The organism is Nocardioides sp. (assembly GCF_034670285.1).
GTDB lineage: Bacteria > Actinomycetota > Actinomycetes > Propionibacteriales > Nocardioidaceae > Nocardioides.
Map to the genome: position 1 here is coordinate 1 of NZ_JAXMNS010000261.1, position 5,587 is coordinate 5,587.

Here is a 5,587-nt window from a genome sequence, read left to right on the forward strand (position 1 = left end):
TGATCACCCGGCTCATCGAGTAGCCGGCCCCCCGGTAATCGAGTAGCCGGCTACGCGACGAAGGAGCGGGCCGGCGTATCAAGATGCCTCCCGCCTACGAAGCGGCCTCGCCCCGCCGCCTGCACACACCTCGCCACCATCTCGATACGCCGGTCGCTCACCGCGCTCGCCCCCGGCTACTCGATGACCATCAGGATGACCATCAGAAGAGGGCGTCCTGCTCGAGGGAGAGCAGCACCTGCTTGCGCGCGACACCCCCGGCGTAGCCGGTGAGGGTGCCGTTGGCACCGATCACGCGGTGGCACGGCACGACGATCGGGATCGGGTTGGAGCCGTTGGCGAGGCCGACCGCGCGCGAGGCGGCGTTGGTCTTGCCCAGGCGGTGCGCGATCTCGCCGTACGACGCCGTCTCGCCGTAGCCGATGGCGGCGAGCTCGACCCACACCCGCTGCTGGAACTCGGTGCCGCCGGGGGCCAGGGGCAGGTCGAACTCCTTGAGGTCGCGCGCGAAGTACGCCGCCAGCTGACGCGCCGCCTCGACGAGCACCGGGTGCGCGTCGTCGCGGGGTCCTCTGACCCGCCCGTCAGCCGGGCCGAAGGGCGAGAACTCGATCGCGGTGATGGCGTCGTCGTGCTCGACGAGTCGCAGCTCGCCGATCGGTGAGTCGATCACGGTCCACATGGTCAGCGTTCCTTCGTCGGGGGCATCAGGGTGTTCCAGAGGTGCAGGAGTGCGTAGGAGCGCCAGGGGCTCCAGTCGGCGGCGCGGGCGATGACCTCAGCGGGGTCGCGGTCGAGGCCGCGCAACGCGTTTCGCACGCCGATGTCGGTGGGCAGGAAGACGTCGGGGTGGGCGAGCGCCCGCATCGCGACGTAGTCGGCCGTCCACGGACCGATCCCACGCAGCGCGATCATCGCCTCGCGCACCGACTCGCGGTCGGTGCCGCGGTCGAGCACGATGTCGCCGGTGGCGAGCGCCGCACAGAGCCCCACGAGAGCTCGGCCGCGGGCGCGCGGCATCGGGAGCGTCGTCGGGTCGGCTGCGGCCAGGTCTGCGGCCCGCGGGAACAGGTGGGTCAGGCCCGGGATCGTGGTCTCCACGGGCGTCCCGTAGGCCGCGACGACCTGGCCGGTGACGGTGCGCGCCCCTGTCACGCTGACCTGCTGGCCGATCACGGTCCGTACGGCGGTCTCGTCGCCGTCCACCTGGCCGGGCAGCCGCAGGCCCGGGCACGCGCGGGCGAGCGGACCGATCACCGGGTCCCCGACGAAGTGGTCGTCGACCGAGAGCGGGTCGCAGTCGGCGTCGAGCAGCCGCCGCGCACGCTCCACGGCGGCGGCGGTGTCACGCAGGTCGGCGAGCTCGAAGGTGGCGGTGACGAAGGCCGTGCTCCCCGGGTCGAGCGCGTCCGCGATCGCCAGGTGCACCGTGCCGGGCCCGTGCGGCAGGTCCAACGTGCGGGCGTACCACCCCTCGCCGGCGACCTCGAGGCCCGGCACGAGGTGGTAGGCGAGGAAGTCGAGCAGCGCCTGTCCTGCGAAAGGCGTGCGCACGGCGAGCCGGAGCGTGACCCGCACCGTGCCGGGAGGTCCTGACGGGCTCGCCGCTGCCGGCTCACCGGTCGAGGCCGCCGTACGGCGTCCGCCCCGACTCCCCCGCAGCTCGGTCGGGCTCGCGGCGTACACCTCGCGCACGGTCTCGTTGAACTGACGAACGCTCGAGAAGCCGGCGGCGAACGCGATGTCGGCGAAGCCGAGCTCAGTGGTCTCCACCAGCACGCGCGCCGTCTGCGCGCGACGCGCGCGGGCCAGGGCGAGAGGACCCGCCCCCAGCTCGGCCGTCAGCACTCGTCCGAGATGTCGCGAGGTGTAGCCCACGCGGCGGGCGAGGCCATCGACGCCCTCGCGATCGACCACGCCGTCGGAGATCAGGCGCATCGCTCGCCCGGCCACGTCGGCGGCGACGTCCCAGTCGGGGCTCCCCGGCGTCGCGTCGGGCAGACAACGCTTGCACGCCCGGTAGCCGCTCGCCTGCGCGGAGGCGGGGCTGACGTGGAAGGAGACGTTGCCCGGCGCCGGGGTGCGCGCCGGGCACGAGGGCCGGCAGTAGATCCCGGTCGTACGGACGGCGGTGTAGAACACGCCGTCGAAGCGTCGATCACGTGCCTTCACGGCTCGGTAGCACGACTCGGGGTCGAGTCGCGCGAGCGCGGGCGGGGTGACGGTCACGGGTCCATCATGACGCACGCCGTACGACGTCTCCGGCGGGAATCGGACACGGCCGTGCCCGCCGGGCCCGCTGGCGCTCCGCCGTCGATCTGCCCGTCGATCTGCCGTCGATCCGCCGTCGATCCCCCACCGGGCGACCGGTGGTCTGCGAGACTGCGAGGTGTGACCGAGGTCCCCATCGCCCCAGAGCGCCCCAGCCGACACCGCCGGCACGTGTGGGTGACCGTTGCTGTCACCCAGGCGCTGCTCGCCGTGATGGCGGTGGGCGCCGTGACGGTGGCCTACAGCACGCTCAACTCCAACATCGCCAACGGCGACGACATCATGCACACGATGCCCAAGCCGGCTGCCACCGTCGAGGAGAGCGGGCCCCTGGAGCCCCTCAACATCCTCGTGCTCGGTTCGGACTCCCGTGCGGGTGAGGGCAACGACATCGACGGCCTCGGCGACATCGGCGAGCGAGCCGACACCACGATCCTGCTCCACGTCTCGGCCGACCGGAGCACGGCGTACGGCGTGAGCCTGCCGCGCGACGCGATCATCGACCGTCCCGACTGCGCGCTCAGCGACGGCAGCGTCGTGGCCGGCGAGACGGCGGCCATGTTCAACACCGCCTTCGCCGTCGGCGGCGCCCAGTGCGCCATCCAGACGATCGAGTCGCTCACCGGCGTCTACGTCGACCACTTCGTCGTCGTCGACTTCAACGGGTTCAAGGACATGGTCGAGGCCATCAACGGTGTGGAGGTCTGCATCCCCACCGAGGTCGACGACCCGGAGCACGACATCTTCCTGCCGGCAGGCGTGCAGACGCTGACCGGGCAGGACGCACTCAACTACGTCCGTGAACGCTCGATCCTGTCCAACACCGGAGACATCGGTCGGATGAAGCGCCAGCAGGCCTTCATCGCCTCGATGACCAACAAGATCATGTCGGCCGGGATCCTGTCGCAGCCGTTGTCGGTCTTCAGCTTCCTCAACGCCGCGACCTCCTCGATCGAGGTCGATGCCGAGCTCGACACCGTGGGCAAGCTCGCCGACCTCGCGACCCAGTTCCGCAACACCGGTCTGTCGGACATCAACTTCATCACCGTGCCGATCGCGGAGTACCCCCTCGACCCGAACCGGTTGATCTGGACCGAGGAGGCCGACGAGCTGTGGGAGCGGATCATCGCCGACCGGTCGCTCGGCAAGGACTTCAACGACACCGCCATCGGCGCGGACGACTCCGTGGGCACGGTCGACGAGCCGACCGACGCTCCCACCGACGAGCCGACTGACGAACCCACCGACTCCCCCACGACCGAAGTGCCCACCGACGAGCCCACGGTCGATCCGGAGGAGGCTGCCGCAGCAGAGGCCCAGGCGCAGGCGCGGCTGGCCGCCGGCCTCTGCGCCTGACCTGCAACATGGCGTGAAATGACGAGAGCCCGAGCCTGTCGGCTCGGGCTCTCGTGCTGCTGCTTCTGTACCCCCGACCGGATTCGAACCGGCGCTACCGCCGTGAGAGGGCGACCGAGGAGCCACCGGACGATGCTGGAAATCACTGAACGTGCAGGTCAGCGGCACTATTGACGATTGGCACTCATTGGTCATTTCGGGCCGCTTCTGGCCCTTGTGTTGCCCCAGTGTTGCCCGAAAGGCCCGACCGCAACCCTGATGCCTATAGTATTCTCTGCTATCTTTTTTTGTATGACGAGCAGGAGTGACGTGCTGCGCGAGGTGATGGTTGAGACGGGCACCACCCAGTCCGGCCTGTCTCGACTCAGCGGTGTGCGGCAGCCGAGCATCAGCGGCTTCCTCTCCGGCAAGATCGACCTCAGCGACGACCAGCTCGACCGTCTGCTGTCGTGCATGGGTTTCCGCCTTGAGGTCCTACGACACCCCGTCGCTCCCCAATTGACTCGCTCCGAACGCCGCTCGTGGCAATTGCACCGGCGACTCTCCACGCTTCTCACTCCCCTGAGCTTCGAGGGGTGGCGACCGACGATCGAGCGCAACCTCGACCGCCTCGGCAACAACGTGACCGGCCATCCGCACGAACGAAATCTCGAGCAGTGGCGCCAGCTCGTCGAGCGCGGCGACCTCCCCGGACTGCACCGCGTCCTCACGGGTCTTGGCCGAGATTCGATCGAGATGCGCGAGGTCTCCCCTATGTCCGGGCTTCTCCCCGACGAGCAGCGCCGCGAGGTCCTGCGACTGGTCGGCTGATGCGACGAGACCAGCTGGAGCACGCCATCCGCACGGCCTGCCAGATCATCGATCAGTCCGAGGTCATCGTTGTCGGCTCGCCGGCCATCCTCGGCACCTACGACGAGTCACAACTGCCCGCGGCCGCAACGATGTCTATCGAGGTCGACATCCTGCCCATAGCCGAGACCAACGATGAGACCGCGCGACTAGCCCTTAGGGATCACGGGTTGGGGTGACACCCGGTGAGCCTGCGCGTAGGTGTGGGCCACGGAAGACAGTCTCTGGATTGCGAGATCTAGAGAACAGGAAGTCATTCTGTGACCCACGAGGACATTGTGTACGACGGGCGTGTGCGAGTCATCGAGTACGCCGCCAGAATCAACAACGTGAGCGAGGCCTGCCGGGTCTTCGGCGTCTCGCGTAAGACCTACTACAAGTGGATAAAAAGGCCGAGCAGTACGGCCTCTCAGCTCTGCTCCCGCGCGGGCGACGCCTCCCCCATCAGCCGAACGCCATGACCTCAGAAGAGGTCGCGGTGATCTTGTCCGAGGCGATCGCCAGGCCGACGCTGGGCCGAAGTCATTGCTCAGGCTTCTCAGGAAGCGTGGTGTGGACCGGTCGGCCTCTGGGGTCGCAATGGTCCTACGCCGCCACGACCTCGGCACCGCCAAGCAGCGGATCATCGCGTTGGCCAGCCTGACTGCGACCGAGACCGGTCAGCTCACCGAGGCCGCGTTGGAGGGCCCCTTCGGGTTCTGCCAGTACGCCTCGCATCCGGGCCAGGTCGTAGCCCTGGATGCGTTCTATGTCGGAAAGCTCAAAGGTGCCGGCGCGGTCTGGCAGCTGACCACGGTCGACATCGCGACCCGGGTCGCGGTCGTTCAGCTCGTCGTCGGCGACAAGACCGCCGCCATCGCAGCGCTGCTCCTAGACCATCTGAAGAAGGTCCTGCGCAAGCATGGCATCACCCTCGAGGGAGTGCTCACTGACAACGGACCGGAGTTCGTCGGCAAGGCCTTCCAAGCCCGCGTGGGCGAGCTCGGGCTGCACCATCACCGAATCCCGCCGAGGTCACCGAACCGCAACTCGGTGTGCGAACGGTTCCATGGCACCGTGCTTCAGGAGTTCTACCGGCCGCACTCCCACCGCGGCCGTGTCGAGGACGTCG

Annotated in this window: 7 protein-coding genes; 5 read left to right on the plus strand and 2 right to left on the minus strand. The window is 68.8% G+C overall.

From position 1 onward, the window contains the following. Positions 1 to 202: 202 nt before the first annotated feature. Both VOI19_RS13215 and VOI19_RS13220 read right to left on the minus strand, forming a co-directional pair. On the minus strand, positions 203 to 682 hold the full coding sequence (locus tag VOI19_RS13215) for a methylated-DNA--[protein]-cysteine S-methyltransferase (protein ID WP_323793428.1): 480 nt from the start codon (positions 680 to 682) through the stop codon (positions 203 to 205). A gap of 2 nt (positions 683 to 684) precedes the next feature. Continuing rightward, entirely contained in the window at positions 685 to 2,229 is a 1,545-nt protein-coding gene (locus VOI19_RS13220) for an AlkA N-terminal domain-containing protein (protein ID WP_323793429.1), read from the minus strand. Positions 2,230 to 2,391: 162 nt separating this feature from the next. Between VOI19_RS13220 and VOI19_RS13225 the strand changes: the two genes are divergently transcribed. The 5 genes from VOI19_RS13225 to VOI19_RS13240 all read left to right on the plus strand — a co-directional run. After that, positions 2,392 to 3,627, plus strand: coding sequence for an LCP family protein (locus VOI19_RS13225; RefSeq protein WP_323793430.1), 1,236 nt, complete (start codon positions 2,392 to 2,394; stop codon positions 3,625 to 3,627). Positions 3,628 to 3,918: 291 nt separating this feature from the next. Continuing rightward, positions 3,919 to 4,437 carry a helix-turn-helix transcriptional regulator gene (locus VOI19_RS13230; RefSeq protein ID WP_323793431.1) on the plus strand — a complete coding sequence of 173 codons (519 nt, stop codon included), beginning with the start codon at positions 3,919 to 3,921 and terminating at the stop codon, positions 4,435 to 4,437. Next, positions 4,437 to 4,655: a hypothetical protein gene (locus VOI19_RS13235; protein ID WP_323793432.1), complete on the plus strand. Its 219-nt coding sequence runs from the start codon at positions 4,437 to 4,439 to the stop codon at positions 4,653 to 4,655. The genes VOI19_RS13230 and VOI19_RS13235 overlap by 1 nt, the downstream gene beginning before the upstream one ends. A gap of 114 nt (positions 4,656 to 4,769) precedes the next feature. Next, positions 4,770 to 4,937, plus strand: coding sequence for a helix-turn-helix domain-containing protein (locus tag VOI19_RS19375; RefSeq protein ID WP_416366380.1), 168 nt, complete (start codon positions 4,770 to 4,772; stop codon positions 4,935 to 4,937). A 118-nt stretch (positions 4,938 to 5,055) separates the two neighbouring features. Next, the coding region (locus VOI19_RS13240; RefSeq protein WP_323793433.1) for a DDE-type integrase/transposase/recombinase at positions 5,056 to 5,587 on the plus strand (532 nt) is incomplete at its 3' end.